At 63.0% G+C, this 16,665-nt stretch carries 11 protein-coding genes; 7 read left to right on the top strand and 4 right to left on the bottom strand.

Going from position 1 to position 16,665, the window contains the following annotated elements:
- Position 1: 1 nt before the first annotated feature.
- The gene (locus J3E64_RS10060) at positions 2 to 2,275 is read right to left on the bottom strand and encodes a TonB-dependent receptor (protein ID WP_253342612.1); all 2,274 of its coding nucleotides are present in this window, start codon (positions 2,273 to 2,275) and stop codon (positions 2 to 4) included.
- Between the two features lie 222 nt (positions 2,276 to 2,497).
- A complete protein-coding gene (locus J3E64_RS10055) occupies positions 2,498 to 3,340 on the bottom strand; it encodes an IclR family transcriptional regulator (RefSeq protein WP_253342611.1) in 843 nt (280 codons plus the stop codon).
- Between the two features lie 119 nt (positions 3,341 to 3,459).
- Between J3E64_RS10055 and J3E64_RS10050 the strand changes: the two genes are divergently transcribed.
- The gene (locus J3E64_RS10050) at positions 3,460 to 4,671 is read left to right on the top strand and encodes an amidohydrolase family protein (RefSeq protein WP_253342697.1); all 1,212 of its coding nucleotides are present in this window, start codon (positions 3,460 to 3,462) and stop codon (positions 4,669 to 4,671) included.
- Positions 4,672 to 4,824: 153 nt separating this feature from the next.
- Here J3E64_RS10050 and J3E64_RS10045 read toward each other — a convergent pair whose 3' ends face one another.
- Complete coding sequence (locus J3E64_RS10045; protein ID WP_253342610.1) at positions 4,825 to 7,494, bottom strand: TonB-dependent receptor; 2,670 nt, start codon at positions 7,492 to 7,494, stop codon at positions 4,825 to 4,827.
- A 195-nt stretch (positions 7,495 to 7,689) separates the two neighbouring features.
- The gene (locus J3E64_RS10040) at positions 7,690 to 8,511 is read right to left on the bottom strand and encodes an SDR family NAD(P)-dependent oxidoreductase (protein ID WP_253342609.1); all 822 of its coding nucleotides are present in this window, start codon (positions 8,509 to 8,511) and stop codon (positions 7,690 to 7,692) included.
- A 200-nt stretch (positions 8,512 to 8,711) separates the two neighbouring features.
- Here J3E64_RS10040 and J3E64_RS10035 point away from each other — a divergent pair, with 200 nt between their 5' ends.
- From J3E64_RS10035 to J3E64_RS10010, 6 genes are all read left to right on the top strand, one after another.
- Positions 8,712 to 9,608, top strand: a complete 897-nt coding sequence (locus J3E64_RS10035) for a LysR substrate-binding domain-containing protein (RefSeq protein WP_253342608.1) — start codon at positions 8,712 to 8,714, stop codon at positions 9,606 to 9,608.
- Between the two features lie 106 nt (positions 9,609 to 9,714).
- Positions 9,715 to 10,701, top strand: a complete 987-nt coding sequence (locus J3E64_RS10030) for an NADPH:quinone oxidoreductase family protein (protein WP_367398620.1) — start codon at positions 9,715 to 9,717, stop codon at positions 10,699 to 10,701.
- 17 nt (positions 10,702 to 10,718) lie between these two features.
- On the top strand, positions 10,719 to 12,803 hold the full coding sequence (locus J3E64_RS10025) for a 3-hydroxyacyl-CoA dehydrogenase NAD-binding domain-containing protein (protein WP_253342607.1): 2,085 nt from the start codon (positions 10,719 to 10,721) through the stop codon (positions 12,801 to 12,803).
- A complete protein-coding gene (locus J3E64_RS10020) occupies positions 12,800 to 14,002 on the top strand; it encodes an acyl-CoA dehydrogenase family protein (RefSeq protein ID WP_253342606.1) in 1,203 nt (400 codons plus the stop codon). The genes J3E64_RS10025 and J3E64_RS10020 overlap by 4 nt, the downstream gene beginning before the upstream one ends.
- Entirely contained in the window at positions 13,995 to 15,047 is a 1,053-nt protein-coding gene (locus J3E64_RS10015; RefSeq protein WP_253342605.1) for a phosphotransferase family protein, read from the top strand. Before J3E64_RS10020 ends, J3E64_RS10015 begins: the two co-directional genes overlap by 8 nt.
- A 185-nt stretch (positions 15,048 to 15,232) precedes the next feature.
- Positions 15,233 to 16,558 (top strand): amidohydrolase family protein, encoded by a 1,326-nt coding sequence (locus J3E64_RS10010; RefSeq protein ID WP_253342604.1) that lies wholly within the window; start codon positions 15,233 to 15,235, stop codon positions 16,556 to 16,558.
- The last annotated feature ends 107 nt before the right edge of the window (positions 16,559 to 16,665 follow it).

Raw genomic sequence — 16,665 nt, 5'->3', positions numbered from 1 at the left:
TTCAGAACCTCACGGTGAAATCCACGCCGAAGCGGGCAGGTTCGCTGTAAACGCCGCCGGCAAAGCCCAGCGAACCGAAGTCGATGGCATTGTTGATATATTCTTCGCTGAAGATGTTCTGGCCCCACAGCGCGACATCGCCTTTGACACGATCCGTCAACGGAATGTCGGAAAGCGAGACGCGGGCGTTGAACACATTGTGCGAGGGGTCGGAAATCAGCGGTGTCCATGGCGCAATGGCTGCGGGGGAGGCCGCGAAATAACGGCGGCTGGTATAGCTGTGGTCCAGCCGGACCTGAAATGTGCCTACGCTGGCCAGCGGCTGCGAATAGCTGATGCCGTTGGCCACTGTCCATTTTGGCTGGTAGGCGAAATAGGCCTGATCGGCATAATTTTCCAGAAAGCCCGTGGCCGGATTGGGGAAGAAAATCCGGTCATACCGGGCGTCGGTATAGCCGACATTACTATAGAGCGTCAGGCCCCGCACGGGACGAATGGTCAGTTCTGTCTCGATGCCCTTGTAGACGGCGGCCGCGCTCAAAATATCGCCGACAGTGCCGTCCTTGGTCACGCCGTTGAACTGGTTTACCTGCAAATCGCGATATTTCGTATAGAAACCGGTCACGTTGAAGCGAACGGCCTTGTCGAGAAAGTCGGACTTGATGCCGATTTCATAGACATTGGCCTTTTCCGGCTTGAAGGTGAAATCAGCGCCGGCCGATGCGCGCGTGTTGAACCCGCCGGCGCGATAGCCCGTGCCCACCCGGCCGAACAACATGACATCGGGCGTGATGCGGTAACTGGCCGTGAAGTTGTAGGACACATTGTCGAAGCTGGCCGTGCCGCCTCTGACGGTGCTGGCTGTCTGCTGGAAAACCTTGCGATCATGCGAATAGCGCAGCCCGCCTGCCATCTCCAGTCGTTCGTCCGCCCAGGACGGACGATAGGTGAGCTGCCCGAAGGCGGCCTTCGCGACGGATTTCACCGAAAAATTGGTCAGAGATGTGAAGGGCGCCGCAAGCGTGTCGGAAATCAGGAAGGTCCCGCGCGAAATTCCTTCTTCGCGCGCCTTTTCGCGGAAGTAATAGAGCCCGCCTATGTAGGAAAGGTCGCCTGATGTCCCGTAAAGTTGCACTTCCTGCGAAAATTGATGCTGATACTGGTTGGGTCGCGAGGCGTAGACGAGCATATCCTGAACGCCAGTCGGGGTCGAACCGCGCAGGCCGTCCGGTCCATAAGGCGCGACGCCAAGCTTGTGGAATTTGCGGTAGGCGCTGATCGACTTGACGGACAGGGCGTCGGACAGATCGGCGTTGAGAGTAAGGGCATGGCCGAGCGATCGTACGTCGATCGGGTCGCTCTCCAGCACCGGCAGATTCTTGATCCGCCCATCGGCCCCCATCACCAGCGGCGCGCCGCCCAGAGATTCCGACCGCCCGAAATAATTTTTGAAGCGATCGCTGGCGACCATGATCTGATAGGCATTGGACATGAAGTCCCCATTCATCAGGTCAAATGTGTAATCCGCCGTGACGCTGCCCCACTCGCCGTGGATGCGGGTCCAGAATGCGTCGAGCGAGAGTGCCCCGGGATCGCGGTCGCTGGGCAGAGTTGGACTGTTGAGGGTGCCGTGCCGCTGCCGGTGCAGATATACAGCGGTGGCGCGCAACCCGCTCTGGCCCAGGTCACCGGTCGTGACCCGCGATCGGGAGATGAACTCGCCGCGCTCACCGATGGTGACCCGCTGTTCGAACCCGAATTCCGGGTCCGGGACGCGCGTTACCAGGCTGATTGCGCCGCCGGTCGTGTTGCGCCCGAAGAGCGTCCCCTGCGGTCCGCGCAACACTTCTATCCGCTGGACGTCCGCCAGCTCCAGGTTGGCGGCGGTCATGCGGCCGATATAGACGCCGTCAATATAGGTTGCGACCGGCGGATCGAGCGCCGCATTGGGGTCGCCCGTGCCGATGCCGCGGATATAGGCGACATTGCCGATGGGACTGCCGCCCACCTGGACCATCGCCACGTTGGGCACGACCGCGTTCAACTGATCGGGCGTGCGGACGTTGAGATCCTTGAGCATGGCCGAGGACACCGCGCTGACCGCAACCGGGACCTGTTGCAGGCTTTCATCGACACGCCGAGCGGATACGATGATCTCGTTGGGATCGGTATTCTGTTCGGCCAGTTTGACATTCTGGGCGTAGGCGGCGGGCATGGCCACGCAGGCCATGGCAATTATCGTGCCTGATTTCAGCGATGCGCTGCTTACGGACATTTTCTCTCTCCCGTCACTCGCTCTCGTCATGGAGCATTGGACCACGGCCCTTGGCGTGCCGATCCGCGCAAAGTCGCAGGGTTTAGAGATTCGTCAATGTTAATTCCTATTATCGAATAATTTTCCGGATATGAGAAAAGAAGCCAAGCCTTTGGTCGCCACGGTGCAGCGATACAGGCGTACCATCACTTGCAAAAATGCCTTTCGTTCTCGCCGGCGCCGTCAAAGCGGCGGAAAATCGCGTCCGGCAATGAAGCGCGTGATGCGGGTGCATGCTGCTCGAAGCTTCGTGCCCATGGCTTCCACGGCGTCGCCCTTCAAGGGCTTGTCAAAACCCACCAGTCCGAGGCCGAATACGACCTTCTGTGCCGCGCCGAAGACGGGGGAGGCTACGAAGGCGAGGTTATAGCTGGCTTTGGGATCGAGCGAGGACAGGGCATAGTCGGTCATGTCCCGTCGGTTGTGCAACTCGAGTGCCCGTTCCAGCCCGTCGATGGACGCAGTCCGGACGCCGAAGGCATAACCACGCTCCCGCAGGAAGCCCATGGCTGCATGCAGGTCATCCCTGTCCGTAGGGTTAAGCGGGGGATTAGCGGCCGAAAACCATGTTTCCAGGTCGGAAAGTTCGTCCCAGGCTACGAACAAGGTGCCGACCGGCGCGGTGGCGCGCAGGGAAGCGCGGCCCGGCATGTTCCAGGCGACATGGGACAGGGCGGCGGCTCGCTCGCGCACCACGATCTGATCGCCCCGCAACGTATAGACGGAACATACGACATCGAATTCATCGGCGATCGCCCGCATTTCCGGGCGGACGACCTGCATGAGCAAGTCCGGATTGACGGCGGCCTGCGCGACCCGGCTGACCCCAGGGCCGATGACATAGGTTTTGGCGGCCGTCCGGTAAATATAGCCGGCTTCGGCCAGCGCCCCCAGCAGATTATGGCAGGTGGCGCTGCTGATGCGGAGTGATTTCGCGATTTCGGTCAGGGTAAAAGCCTGGCCGGCATGGCCACCAAGAAAGTTCAGGACTGCAACGGCCCGGGATATAGGAGGGGAAGATGCCATAGCGCCGCCCTAACATGATTTCGGCGAGGCATGAGCGGATAATTCGCGTCGATCTATGATATAATTTTCGATATGTGGAAAATATAATCGACTTATTGACGAGGGATAATGCCGTGCCGATGCTGGGGGAGATGCCGGAAGCGCACGAGGTTTCCGGCGAAATTCCGGAGAGGATGACCATGGCCGAACTGAATTTCGTTCCCTTCGACGCCGACGCGCATGTGAACCCGCCCCCCACATTCTGGGATGACTATCTGCCTTCGGCCTTTGCCGGCCGGGGACCGCAGATCGAGGCGGGCACATCCGCGGAGGGACATGACTGGGTTGTCTTCGAAGGTGTGCGCAAGCCTCTCAACCTCCTGTCCTCGGTGGTGGCGCAAGGGCGCAATTTTCGGCCGGTGGGCAGTCGTGACGACATCCAGGCCGGTAGCTGGGCGCCCGAAGCTCGTCTGACGGATATGGACAAGGACGGGGTGGGAGCGGCTGCGCTGTTCGGTGGCGGTCCGCTCGGAACCCGCGACAATGATCTTTTCATCGCAAGCTTCGAGGCCTATAATCGCTGGTTAGCGGATTTCTGCGCGCATGCGCCCGATCGCCTGGTCGGCGTTGCTTATCTACCCATGCAGGACATCGACCAGTCCGTTCGGATGCTCAAGGACGCGGCCGGACGGGGCATGCGCGGCGTCAACATCCCCGCTTTCCCGCAATCGTCCAAGGGCACCGACGGCGGCGGGTTCGCTGCCCAGGTGCTGGCGCTGACCGGCGACCCGGACGGCCCGCTGCAATATGATGATCTGGCTTTCGATCCATTCTGGAAGGCTTGCGTCGATCATGACATGGCCATCACTATCCATCTGGGTGCCCGCATCGCACGCCCGGGCATGAACCGGTTTCTGCCCAACCTGGTGATGTCGAAAGTCTGCATGGCAGAACCGATCGCCAACATGATCTTCGGCGGCGTTTTCGACCGTTTCCCCGCACTGCGTTTCGGTGCCATCGAAAGCGGCGTCGGCTGGATGGCTTGGATGGCCGAATATATGGACAGCATTTACGACAATCAGCGCCACTGGCTGCAACTCGACCTGAAGCATCGGCCGAGCCATTACATGGACCAGAATATCTTTGCCTCCTTCATTCGCGATCCCGTCGGTATCCGGAACCGCGACTTGCCGGGCGGGCGCAATATCATGTGGTCGACGGACTACCCGCATTCCGAGACGACCTGGCCGCGGTCTCGCGAAGTGATGGACTGGCAATTTGACGGCGTACCGATCGCTGAGCGCAAGCCGATCATGCGCGATACGGCAAGGCGCTTCTTCGACCTCGACTGACATTTGCAAGAAAAGGCGCTGGCCGGCGCATCCCGAAAAAGGGGCCGCCGGTCTTTTTTTGCGTCGCCGGGGCGGCGCGCAGGAAGGAGTATCAAACGGCCGCCCGGCTGAAAGCGCGGGCGGCCGGGCGATGCGGGCTTTCGCCCGCACCAATCAGTTGGAACCGAAACGATAGCGGATCTGTGCACCCACCATGCGCGGTTCGTTGTAGACCACGTCGTTGAAGCCGGTCGAGCTATCGAGGCTGGATGCCGTGTTGCTGACCTTGAAGGTGGTATTGGTCAGGTTCGTCACGAAGAAGCGCAGGTCGACGCCCGATCCGCCAACGCCGTTCCAGTCGACGGACGCATTGAACAGATTATAGGCATCGACATAGCCGCCGGGTTCCTGGGACGGCAAGGTGGTGACCGCCGTCCAGTTCTTGTCGGCATGGCTGTAGCTGCCCGACAGGACGAGCGTTCCCAGGCCGTTTTCCAGTTCATGCGAATAGCGTGCGTTGATGGCGAACTGGTTTTTCGGAATGAACGGGAAGGGCGCGCAGCTGAAGTCCAGCACGGCTCCGGGCACGCCGATGCCCTTGGGCACGGTCACCGGGCCCGAGCAGGTCTGGCGCACGGCGTTGCTGGATCCGGCCGGCGGATCTGGCGGCAGGGTCAGCTTGTAATCGAGATACCGGCCCTTCGTATAGGAATAGCTGCCCGACAGTTCAAAGCCGGGGAACAGACGCGCGGTCGTTTCCAGTTCAATGCCATGCACACGCGCGGTGCCGGCATTGTATGTGATCGCACCCTGGTCCAGCCCGGTCGTGTTGCAATAGGGGTTGGTCGCGTCGGGACAGCCGTTGGGGAAATTGTCGCCCGCGGCACGCTGAATACCGTCATAATCGAGCCGATAGCCCGACAGGTTGACCCGCATGGGAATCGACCCCAGTGTGAAATCGGTCTTGGCGCCGATTTCATAACTTTTCACATATTCAGGATCGAAGGTCAGGCCATCGGGGCGCACTCCGGCATAGTTGAATCCACCCGCCTTGTACCCCTTGGTAATCTTTGCGTAGAGCAGGGCATTCCGCATCTGGTAATCGACACCCAGCGTCCAGGTGGTCTTCTTGTAGGTGTCGCCGGCCGAAGCGAGCGGGATAACGACATAGTTGGGGGAGATGCGCCGTCCGTCATACTGATCGTTCGTGTAGCGAATTCCGCCCGTGAACTTGAGGCCGTCGAGCGACGGTGAGAAAGCGCCAAAGTCCAGCGTGGCCTGGCCATAGACCGCCTTGCTCTTCGTCGTGACCCAGAAGTAGCCGCCGCCATAGCCTGCCGCGTTGTAGCTTCCGGTCGCCTGGAGGCCTTCGGGCTTTTGCTTGGAATAGAACAGGCCTACCACGCCGGTCAGCTTTCCGTCCAGCAAGTCGGCCTGAATCTGCGGTTCGACCGTCAGCAGGCTCGTGTTGGTGACCTTCGCGCGCATGCCGGCTTCGAGTTCGGGAAAACGTGCTGCCACCGCCGACGAAACCACATTGGGCACCTGCGACAGGATCGGCAGCGGGCTGCCGTCGAGATCCCAGCTGTAATCCTGCTTCATCCGTTGATAGCCGAAGATGTTGCGGAAGGTCAGCTCGTCGGACAGCTGCACGTTCAGCGTGTCGACGATGCTGTAGGTTTCCAGTTCATAGAACTGGTCCTGGTTCAGCGACGTCCGGCGCGGTCCGAGCGCGCGCGATCGGGCCGCTAGCGCCTCGGCAATCGTCGAGTCGCCGGAGGTGAACGCACCGGGGGCTCCAGGCTGGCCCAGATTTGCATTGCCATATGTGTTGGCGACCAGGTTTGTCAGCGTCGGATGATCGGTGGCGACGGCATAGAGGATCTGGCCAGTGCCGTTATTGTGGGACTTGGCGTAATGAACGACCAGATAATTTTCGATCGTTTCGGTCGGTTTGAAGAGCACACCGACGCGGCCGACCCAATAATGGCGATCGTCATAATCCTTGCCGCGGAAATCGGCATGTGTGTTGTTGATGCCGGGCAGGCCCAGATTGCCGGAGTTGGGGCCATTACCCGGCAACACCAAGCCGGAGTTCTTGATCACGACGGGGGTGAAGCCCGCGCCCTGGAACGGCAGGGAAACGGGCAGGTCGGCGGTGCCGGCATCGATGGTATAGCCGTCGCGATCCGCCTTCTTGAACGAGAAGCGCACGGCCAGCTTGTCCTCGACGATGGGGATGTTGACGACGGCTTCAAATTCGCGGCTGTTATAATTGCCCAGCTGCGCCGACACCCACCCTTCCAGCCGGTCGGTCGGCTTCTTGGGACCGATCAGCAGCGCGCCTCCGGTGGTGTTCTTGCCGAACAGCGTGCCCTGCGGACCGCGCAAAACCTGAAGGGATTCGACGTCAAACAATGTGCCCGGGCCGCCCTGGTTGCCGATGATGGAGCCTGCGATCAGCGGGACTTCGGCAAAATAGTTCACGACGCCAGTTGGCGCGAGGTAGGTCTGGCCCTGTCCACGGATGGTGATCGTTTCGGCTTCGCGCTGCTGGCCGTTCGTGGTCACGTTGAGCGACGGTATGCGGCCCATAAGGTCACTCGCCGACGAGATATTCTGTTCGCGCAGCGTGTCGGCGTTCAGTGCCGATACAGCGGTGGCCACCTTTTGCATGCCTTCTTCGCGGCGGTTTGCCGTGACGATGATGTCGGCGATGCCCTGAGCGGGCTGGTCAGCGGCAGCGGCCTGCGCGAGGGCCGTTCCCGGCTGGGCCGTCAGCAGCAGGCCGGCAGTCAGTCCAAACAAAGATGTGGCGGTGGCGGAAAATTTGATCCGTCTCATGATTTCCTCTCCCTGAAGAGGGTGGTCAGTATTCAGCATGGCTTTATTGGTTTCCCGACAGTCTGGAGAGCCGGTGAAACGCGACGCAATTGGAGGAATTAGGGGGCTTCGTGCAATTGCGCCCATGGATATTCCAGCGGGGCGGAAAATTGCGCGGGCGCATCATTCAAATGCATTCAATCGTGTCGGCCGGACTCAATTGATTCCGGGTGAACGACCACCGTCGCTTCGGAAATTGGCGCCGTTGACGAAATCGGCAAGCGGACTGCACAGATAGGCCGTCAGGCTTGCGATATCGCGCACGCGGCCCACGCGCGACACTGTCTGGTGGACAATGTTCGCCATGGCCCAGCGCTCGGCCCGCTTGGCGGCATCAGGCCCGGTCCAGCCCTTTTCCGCTGCGATCTGGTCAAACCATTCGTCGACCGACGGTGTGGCGATCATTCCGGGGCTGATCGTATTGGCGGTTACGCCGGTGTTCGCGAATGCCTTTGACAGGCTGACGGTCAGGTTGATGATCGCGGCTTTCGATGCCGCGTAATGCCCTACCGCCGAACTTGGCGAATTGGCCGCTGACGATGCGAACTGGATGAGCCGCCCCCAGCCGCGTTCCTTCATGGCCGGGGCAAGTCGGTGGATCATGCGCACGGTGGCTATGGTATTCTTCTGATATGTGTCGGCCCAGTCCGTTACCGATGCCGCCATCCAGTCGGATGCGCCGTCGCCGCCCGAGCGGCCACCGGCATTGTTGATCAGTATGTCGATACCGCCAAATGCAGCAACCGCCGCATTGGCGACGGCATCGGCGCCATCGTCGGTCGACAGGTCGCCGATGGCGGTGGCGGAACGGCCGCCGGCATCCGCTATTGCCCTGGCCACTGCGTGGGTGCGATCCGCGTTGCGACCATGAACCACGACCAGGGCGCCCTCCCGCGCCAGTTCTTCGGCGATGCCAGCGCCGATGCCGGAACTTGATCCGGTGATGAGTGCGCGCTTGCCCGTTAGTTGCAGATCCATGATCCCGCTTCTCCTGCTTCGATGTTGCTGGCGACCAATTCGGATGCTGCCTACCGTGATCGGTCGTCGACCAGGGTCAGTGCTTTTTCTTTTTCCGCCTATTTGGAGCCAAGGCCAGAGGGTCTGTCCTTTCCTGTTTTCCGCAAGCCGGTCGCCGCCTATGACAGGCGTCGAAGCAGGGGCCGGATAGAGGGACGCGGGTGAGAATTACGTTGCGGCAGATCGCGGTGTTCGAAGCCGTGGCGCGGATCGGCAGCATCGCCGGCGCGGCGGAGGAAATCGGCCTGTCACCATCGGCCGCCAGCATGTCGCTCAAGGATCTGGAAACGCATCTGGGCATCCCGCTGTTCGCGCGGTCCGGGCGCAGAATGCATCTGTCGGATCAGGGGCGGCCCATGCTGGAAATGGCCCGCGGCGTTCTGGTGCGGGTAGCCGACATGGAGGCTCTGTCCCTGCCGGAGGAAGTGCGCGGGCGCCTGCGCATCGGTGCGGTGGCACCGGTGGGCAACTATGTGCTTCCGTCCCTGTGCGCGGCTTTTCTGCGCCGCCATCCCGGTGTGCGGATGGATGTCCGGGTCCTGCCCTCGCAGGACGTGATGGAAGGGGTGCGGAACATGGCGCTCGACATCGGCTTTGTCGGGGCGCCGGTCAATTCCAGTTATCTGGATGCCGAACCCTGGTTGCGTGACGGACTGGCCGTTTGCGCGGCGCCCGGCCATCCGCTTGCCGGCGATGCCGAAGCGCCGCTCTCGACCCTGGCCGATGCCATGTGGATTTTGGAAAAGACCCAGTCGAGCGAGCGCATCTCCTTCACCGTCGAAGCGCTGAAATATATCAATTCGCTCAACATCATATTCGAGGCTGACAGCATCGAGACGATCAAGCGCGTTGTGCGGGAAGGCGCCGGTCTGGGATGCCTGTCGCGGCTGGCCGTAGAGGAGGAAGTCGCGCGCGGCGATCTCAGGCTGCTCGACGTCCCGGAACTGCGCTTTACCCGCATATTCAGCCTGATCAGCCGCCGCAATACCGAACAGCCCGCTGCAACCCGCGCATTTCGCGCCTTCGCCGCGCAACTGGCGAATATCGAAGGCAACTGACGGCCTGACATCAGTTTCTCTTATGTTATGCGTCTGATATTCGAAATGGTAGCGCACGGCGACAGCGCCTAGGCAGGGCGCGCGATCGTTGGGTGAGGAGAGAGATGTGAAGGCAATGGTGTGTGAGGCGTTTGCGCCCATAGAAACCCTGTCCTTCGGCGAATTTCCGGCACCTGAAGCAGGAGCGGGCGAAGTGGTCGTCGCCGTCTCGGCCGCGGGCGTCAACTATCCCGACGTGCTGATCGTCCAGGGCAAATACCAGACCAAGCCCGCGCTTCCCTTTGTGCCCGGCAGCGAAGCGTCGGGTACGATCGCTGCGATCGGAGAGGGCGTCGAGGGCTTTTCGATCGGCGACCGGGTCATTGCTTTCACCGGCAGCGGAGCGTTCGCGCAGCAGGTCCGCGTCCCGGCGACGCAGATATGGGCGGTGCCCGATGGTGTCGATCTGGACGTCGCGGCCGGTATCTCGATTACCTACGGTACATCTTATCATGCACTCAAGGATCGGGCGGGGCTGCGGCCGGGCGAAACCCTGCTGGTGCTGGGCGCCGGGGGAGGGGTGGGCCTGACCGCGGTGGAACTGGGCAAGCTCATGGGCGCGCGCGTCATTGCCGCTGCCTCCAGTGCCGAAAAGCTTGGACTGGCACAGGCGCAGGGTGCGGACGAACTGATCAATTATAGCGATGAGGATTTGCGAGAAAGGATCAAGACGATCACCGGCGGCAAGGGCGTCGACGTCGTCTACGATCCGGTCGGCGGGTCGATGAACCTGACCGCGGTCAAGAGCCTGGCATGGGGCGGGCGCCTGCTGGTGATAGGCTTTGCCGGCGGGGAAATCCCGTCCATCCCTGCCAACCTGCTGCTGCTCAAGAGCGCTTCTGCGGTGGGCGTCCTGTGGGGCAACAGCGTGCGCGCCGACCCGGTGGCGCAGGGCGCCAATATGCGCCAGTTGCTTGACTGGCTAGCGCAAGGCGCAATCCGCCCGGTCGTCGATACCCGTTTCGCGCTGCCCGATGCGGTCGCGGCGCTCCAGCATCTCGAAGGACGCAAGGTCAAGGGCAAGGTGCTGCTGACCATCGCGCCTGAATCCTGACAAAGGAAAGCAAGATCATGTCCGAAACCGTTGCCTACGCCGTCAACGGCGCCATCGCCGAAGCGCTGATCGACAATCCGCCCGTCAACGCCACATCGGCCAGCGTTCGCCACGGCCTTGCCGCAGCGATCGAGGCGATGGAGGCCGACCCCTCCGTCAAGGCACTGGTGGTCCGCTGTGCTGGCAAGACCTTCATCGCGGGTGCGGACATCAAGGAATTCGGCAAGCCAATGGCCGATCCCGGCCTGCCCGAAGTGATGGCGATGATGGACAAGGCAACCAAACCGATCGTCGCCGCCGTGCACGGCACGGTGCTGGGCGGCGGGTTCGAGGTCGCGCTCGCCTGCCATTACCGCATCGCCGCCAAAGGCACGAAATTCGGCTTCCCCGAGGTGAAGCTCGGCCTGATGCCCGGAGGCGGCGGTACCCAGCGCACGCCGCGCCTGGCCGGCCTCGCCGCTGCGATCCCGCTGGTGACGGAGGGCAATCCGATCGGCGCGGACAAGGCGCTGGCGGCGAACCTGATCGACGCCATCGCGTCGGGCGACGATCTCGCCACGCAGGCGCGCGCCTTTGCCGAACAGCTCGTGGCGGAGAGCAAGGGGCCGCGCAGTTCCTCCACTCTGCCCATGCCAGAGGACGACCCAGCCCTGTTCGAGGAAGCGAAGAAGACGCTTGCGAAGAAGATGAAGGGCCAGACCGCACCGCTGCGCGCGCTGGAAGCGATGCGGCTGGGCTATATGCTGCCCTTCGACGAGGCGGTGAAACAGGAGCTGGCGATCTTCCGCGAATGCATGGGCGGCCCCCAATCGAAGGCGCTGCGCTACCTGTTCGCCGCCGAGCGCGAGGTCGCGCGCATTCCCGACCTGCCGGCCGACACCGCGACCCGCCCGGTCAACACGGTCGGCGTCATCGGCCTGGGCGTCATGGGCCGGGGCATCGTCATGGCGCTTGCCGGCGCGGGCGTGCCCGTCATCGCCGTGGGCCTCGACCAGGGCCATGTCGACAAGGCGATGCAGGCGATTGCCAAGCTCTGGTCCTCCTCGGTCGCCAAGGGGCGCATGAGCCAGGAGGCGATGGACGCGCAGATGGCGCGCATCACCACCGCGACCGACCTCGCCGATCTCGCCGCCGCCGATCTGGTGATCGAGGCGGTGACGGAGGACATGGCCACCAAGCAGGCGGTGTTCGCGCAGCTGGGGCAGGCGACGAAGCCCGGCACCATCCTCGCTTCCAACACCAGCTTCCTCAACATCGACGCGCTGGCGGAGGCCTCGGGCCGGCCGCAGGACGTGTGCGGCATGCACTTCTTCAACCCCGCCAACGTCATGAAGCTGCTGGAAAATGTCCGCACCGCGCGGACCGACCCGCAGGTCGTCGCGACGATCATGGCGCTGGGCAAGCGCATCGGCAAGCTGCCCGTCCTCTCGGGCGTATGCGACGGCTTCATCGTCAACCGGATGCTCTCCAAGCGCTCGCGCGAGGGCTTCTTCCTGGTCGAGGAGGGCGCGAAACCCGCCGACATCGACAAGGTGCTGCTGTCCTACGGCTTCCCGATGGGGCCTTTCGCATTGGGCGACCTGGCGGGCCTCGACGTGCAGGCCGCCGCGCGCAAGGCCCGCGCCGCCTCCGCCACGCAGCGCGAGCTGCGCGCCGACTTCCCCGAACAGATGGTCGCCCAGGGGCGGCTGGGGCAGAAGACGGGCTCTGGCTGGTACAGCTATGACGAGAATCGCAAGGCCAGCGCGAATCCTGAGACCGACGCGATGATCGCCGCCCATGCGCAGCGCCATGGCCTCACTCTGCGGGAGATCGGCGAGGACGAGATCCGCGAGCGGCTGCTCTACGCCATGGTCAATGAAGGCGCGAAGATCCTGGACGAAGGCATCGCCCCACGCGCGCAGGAGATCGACGTGGCGATGGTGAACGGCCTCGGCTGGCCGGCCTATACCGGCGGCCCGATGCACTGGGCCGACCGGATCGGCCTCGACAAGGTGCTGGCGCGGATCGAGCAATTCCGGGCCGAACAGGGCGACGCCTATTGGACGCCTTCGCCGCTGCTGGTCCGCTACGCGGCGGAGGGCAGGGGTTTCACCGCATGAGCTACGATCCCAATCCCAGGACCGCCGACCTGCTGGCGCGGCTGCGCGCCTTCATGGACGCGCATATCTATCCCAATGAACAGGCCTATTATGAGGAGGTGGCGACCGGCGACCGCTGGGCGCACGTCACGCTGGTCGACCGGCTGAAACCGCTCGCGAAAGAGGCGGGTCTTTGGAACCTGTTCCTGCCCGCCAGCGGCCATGGAGCCGGGCTCACCAACCTTGAATATGCGCCGCTCTGCGAGGAGATGGGGCGGGTGCACTGGTGCCCCGCCGTGTTCAACTGCGCCGCGCCCGACACCGGCAATATGGAGACGCTGGAGCGCTTCGGCACCGACGCGCACAAGGAATGCTGGCTCAAGCCCATGCTGGCGGGCGAAATGCGGTCCGCCTTCGCCATGACCGAGCCCGACGTCGCCTCCTCCGACGCCACCAATATCCAGAGCTCGATTGTCCGCGACGGCGACGATTATGTCATCAACGGCCGCAAGTGGTGGATTTCGGGCATGGGCGAGGCGGACTGCGCGCTCATGATCTTCATGGGCAAGACCGATCCGTCAGCGCCCAAGCACAAGCAGCAATCGATGATCCTGGTGCCGCGCGACACGCCGGGCATCACCGTGCTGCGGCCGATGACGGTGCTGGGCTATGACGATGCGCCGCACGGCCATATGGAAATAGTGTTCGAGGATGTGCGCGTGCCCGCGTCGAACATGCTGCTGGGCGAAGGGCGCGGATTCGAGATCGCGCAGGCGCGGCTCGGGCCGGGACGCATCCACCATTGCATGCGCATGATCGGCATGGCCGAACGCGCGCTCGAAGCCATGTGCCGCCGGGTCAAGTCCCGCGTCGCCTTCGGCAAGCCGCTGGCCGAGCAGGGGGTGATCATTGAACGCATCGCCAACGCCCGCATCATGATCGATCAGGCGCGGCTTTTGACCCTCCACGCCGCCCATCGCATGGATACGGTCGGCAACAAGGAAGCTAAGGCCGAGATCGCGATGATCAAGGTCGCCGCGCCCAGCATGGCCTGCCAGGTCATCGACTGGGCGATGCAGGCGCATGGCGCGGCGGGCATCAGCCAGGATTTCTTCCTCGCCAACTATTACGCCCACGCCCGCAAGATCCGCTATGCCGACGGCCCGGACGAGGTGCACCGCCACCAGCTTGGCCGTATGGAGCTGGCGAAATATGGCTGAAGGGCAGGACGTGCGCACGCTGGACGTCGCGCGTCTGTCGCCCTGGCTGCGCGACCATGTGCCGGGCGCGGACGGCGTCATCACGGCGGAGAAATTCGTCGGGGGCCAGTCCAACCCGACCTATTTGCTGGCGGTCGACGGCGAGGAGAAATTCGTGCTGCGGCGCAAGCCCGATGGCGTGCTGCTGCCATCGGCCCATGCGGTCGAGCGCGAATATCGGGTCACCGATGCGCTGAAGGACACGGACGTGCCGGTCGCGCGGCCCTTCGCCCTGTGCGAGGATGCGAGCATCGTCGGCACGCCCTTCTTCGTGATGGACTATGCGCGCGGCCGCAATTTCTGGGACGCGCGCCTCCCCGACCAGTCGCCGGTCGAGCGCGCCGCCATATATGACGAGATGAACCGCGTCCTCGCCGCGCTGCACGCGGTCGATCCGGTCGCAGTGGGACTGGAGACCTATGGCCGTCCCGGCAATTATTTCGCGCGGCAGGTCGCGCGCTGGACGAAGCAGTATCGCGCCACTGAAACGCAACGGATCGAGGCGATGGAGCGGCTGATCGACTGGTTGCCCGCCAATGATCCGGGGCTGGAGGCGAGCCGGATCGTCCATGGCGACTTTCGCAACGACAATATGATCTTCGCGCCCGATGCGCCGCGCATCGTCGCGGTGCTAGACTGGGAGTTGTCCACGCTCGGCCATCCGCTTGCCGACCTCGCCCAGCACGTCATGGCCTGGCGCGTACCGCGTGAGGGCTATCGCGGACTGTCCGACGCAAACTTGCGGGCGCTCGGCATTCCGTCCGAGGCTGACTATGTGCGCCGCTATGGCGAGCGCAGCGGCGCGGGCGCGATCGATCCAAACCATTGGCGCTATGCGCTGACCTTCGCGATGTTCCGCAACGCCGGCATCCGTCAGGGTGTCTATCGCCGCGCGATCGACGGCAATGCGTCGAGCGAGGCGGCGGCCATGCACGGCGCCCGCGCCGGCGAGATTGCCGGGCTGGCATGGCGTATCGCCAACGGGGACGATGATGCGCGTCTGTAGCATGAGTCGGGACGGCATTTGGTAGCGGATGCAAATTCCGCTCCTGCGGAAAGCTTTTAAAAGCCGCCGGCGCCACTGGCGCTGCACAAGTCGATTTGAGCGACGTCAAAGTCGCTTCCCGGTGTCGGCGACACAAGAAGCCCCAAGGACGCCGTCCGTGCGACGGTCAGCCAAGGGAGTTTCCGATGCCAATAGAAAATGCGGTCGATGTCGACTTCATCCGCCGCCGCCTGGAACAGAGCAACCCGGACCCCCTGCGGACCGTTCCCGCCGTCGCGAAGGCGGACGGCACCCATGCACCTTTGCAGAAAGATTCCGCCATGCCCAAGCACGACCTGCCTTTCCCCGTTTATGACGCGGACCATCATTTCTATGATCCTGACGATTCCATCCTCCGCCACATGCCCGCGCAGTATAAAAACGACTTCCAGTTCCTGGAGGTGAACGGGGCGCGGCGGCTGGCCATCCGCGGTCAGATTTCTCGCTATATTCCCAACCCCACCTTCGACAAGGTGGCCGCGCCCGGATCGCACCTCAAATATTATCGCGGCGAGAATATCGAAGGCCTGTCCATCCGCGAGATAGGCGGCGATCCGATCCGTCCGTCGGACGCCATGCGCTATCGCGACGACCGGGTGAAATGGATGGACAAGGTCGGGGTGCAGGGCGCGCTGACCTTTCCCAACCTGTTTTCGGTGATCGAAAGCCGCATGGACCACGACCATGATTTCCTGTTTGCCGCCGCCCATTCGCTCAATCGCTATATCGACGAGGAGTGGGGTTTCGCGCGTGACGGCCGGCTGTTCATGACCCCGGTCATTTCCCTGGCGGACATCGACAAGGCGGTAAAGGAGCTGGACTGGCTGCTGAAGCAGGGCGCTCGAGCGGTGGCGATGAGCCCGCAGCCGGTGCCCGGCTATCGCGGCTATCGCTCGCCGGGCGACAAGATGTTCGATCCATTTTGGACGCGGATCAACGAAGCGGGCATTTTCGTCGCCTATCATGCGTCCGACACGCCCTATTCGCAACTTGCCCAGTGGTGGAATCGCGGATCGGAATGGACGCCTTTCAAGCCGGACCCGATGACTGCTTGCGTCATGACGCTGGAACGCGCCATTTCCGACACGTGCAGCGCGCTCATCTGCCATGGCGTGTTCGACCGGCATCCGAATGTGCGCGTCGCGTCGGTCGAAAATGGCGCGACGTGGGTCGGTTCGCTGCTGCATCGGCTGGACCATGTGCATGGGATGATGCCGCAATATTTCAAACGCCATCCGGTCGAGACCTTCAGGCGGCATTTCTTCATCACGCCGTTTACCGAGGATTCAGTGTCCACCCTGATCGATCAGGTCGGCGTGGACCGGGTCATGTTCGGCAGCGATTGGCCGCATCCCGAGGGGCTCGCCGATCCGCTCGATTTCATCGAGGAGGCGCAGGGCCTGTCGACGGCCGATCTGGCCAGGGTCATGGGCGGCAACCTGAAGGGGCTGTTGGAAGGCTTGCGAGACTGAAAGTCCGATCGGTGCGCCCGCCCGCCTTATTTCCGGGTGGCGCCGGGGTCCGGTCTTCGCCATGGTTTCGGGGAGGTGGATGAACCACCGGCTTGGGCGGAGAGGAT

This window comes from Sphingobium sp. OAS761, from assembly GCF_024168485.1.
Classification (GTDB): domain Bacteria; phylum Pseudomonadota; class Alphaproteobacteria; order Sphingomonadales; family Sphingomonadaceae; genus Sphingobium.
This window is presented reverse-complemented; position numbering and strand designations above follow the sequence as displayed.